This window comes from Curtobacterium sp. NPDC090223 (assembly GCF_044746585.1).
In the GTDB taxonomy this organism is placed as follows: domain Bacteria; phylum Actinomycetota; class Actinomycetes; order Actinomycetales; family Microbacteriaceae; genus Curtobacterium.
Genome location: NZ_JBIVCN010000012.1, coordinates 3226 through 4855, shown reverse-complemented (window position 1 = coordinate 4855; position 1630 = coordinate 3226). Strand labels below are relative to the sequence as shown.

2 rRNA genes (1 of these 2 cut by a window edge) are annotated in these 1630 nt (G+C 55.4%); both read right to left on the bottom strand.

Features of this window, described 5'->3' with window-relative positions:
* Positions 1-7: 7 nt before the first annotated feature.
* Positions 8-124, bottom strand: a 5S ribosomal RNA gene (rrf, locus tag ACIPJY_RS18045).
* A 135-nt stretch (positions 125-259) separates the two neighbouring features.
* Positions 260-1630: ribosomal RNA gene (locus ACIPJY_RS18040) — 23S ribosomal RNA — on the bottom strand; it runs 1658 nt beyond the window's last position.

Genomic DNA, 1630 nt, shown 5'->3' with positions numbered 1-1630 from the left:
ACGTTGAGTCCGGCGGCGTCCTACTCTCCCACAAGGTCCCCCTTGCAGTACCATCGGCGCTGAGAGGCTTAGCTTCCGGGTTCGGAATGTGACCGGGCGTTTCCCTCTCGCTATGACCACCGGAACACCTTCGACTCGATCCTACGGATCAAGAAAGCTGTCCCGCGCATGCGCGGTGTTCAGTTTCATGTTCCCGATCATCTGTCGGGAACCACAAAGTGGACGCGAGCCCATCCCCGAAGGGATGGAAATAGTTGTGTTGTCAAGTCTTCGGCTTATTAGTACCGGTCAGCTCCACGGGTCGTTAGTCCCCGCTTCCACATCCGGCCTATCAACCCAGTAGTCTGCTGGGAGCCTCTCACACTCAAGGTGCATGGAAATCTCATCTCGAAGACGGCTTCCCGCTTAGATGCTTTCAGCGGTTATCCGGTCCGAACGTAGCTAATCAGCGGTGCCCTTGGCAGAACAACTGACACACCAGAGGTTCGTCCATCCCGGTCCTCTCGTACTAGGGATAGATCTTCTCAAATTTCCAACGCGCGCAGCGGATAGGGACCGAACTGTCTCACGACGTTCTAAACCCAGCTCGCGTACCGCTTTAATGGGCGAACAGCCCAACCCTTGGGACCTACTCCAGCCCCAGGATGCGACGAGCCGACATCGAGGTGCCAAACCATGCCGTCGATATGGACTCTTGGGCAAGATCAGCCTGTTATCCCCGAGGTACCTTTTATCCGTTGAGCGACAGCGCTTCCACAAGCCACTGCCGGATCACTAGTCCCGACTTTCGTCCCTGCTCGACCTGTCAGTCTCACAGTCAAGCTCCCTTGTGCACTTACACTCGCCACCTGATTGCCAACCAGGTTGAGGGAACCTTTGGGCGCCTCCGTTACTCTTTGGGAGGCAACCGCCCCAGTTAAACTACCCATCAGGCACTGTCCATGAACCCGATCAGGGTCCTACGTTAGACATCCAGAGTGACCAGAGTGGTATTTCAACAATGACTCCACGAACACTAGCGTGCCCGCTTCACAGTCTCCCACCTATCCTACACAAGCCACACCGAACACCAATACCAAACTGTAGTAAAGGTCACGGGGTCTTTCCGTCCTGCTGCGCGTAACGAGCATCTTTACTCGTAGTGCAATTTCGCCGAGTTCGCGGTTGAGACAGCTGGGAAGTCGTTACGCCATTCGTGCAGGTCGGAACTTACCCGACAAGGAATTTCGCTACCTTAGGATGGTTATAGTTACCACCGCCGTTTACTGGGGCTTAAATTCAGAGCTTCGCCCAAAGGCTAACCCCTCCTCTTAACCTTCCAGCACCGGGCAGGCGTCAGTCCGTATACATCGTCTTGCGACTTCGCACGGACCTGTGTTTTTAGTAAACAGTCGCTTCCCACTGGTCTCTGCGGCCTTCAACGCTCACGGAGTAAATCCGGTCACGTGTCCGGCCCCCCTTCTCCCGAAGTTACGGGGGCATTTTGCCGAGTTCCTTAACCACGATTCTCTCGATCTCCTTGGTATTCTCTACCTGACCACCTGAGTCGGTTTCGGGTACGGGCGGCTGCAACCTCGCGTCGATGCTTTTCTCGGCAGCATAGGATCACTGATTTCCCCTTACGGGTACG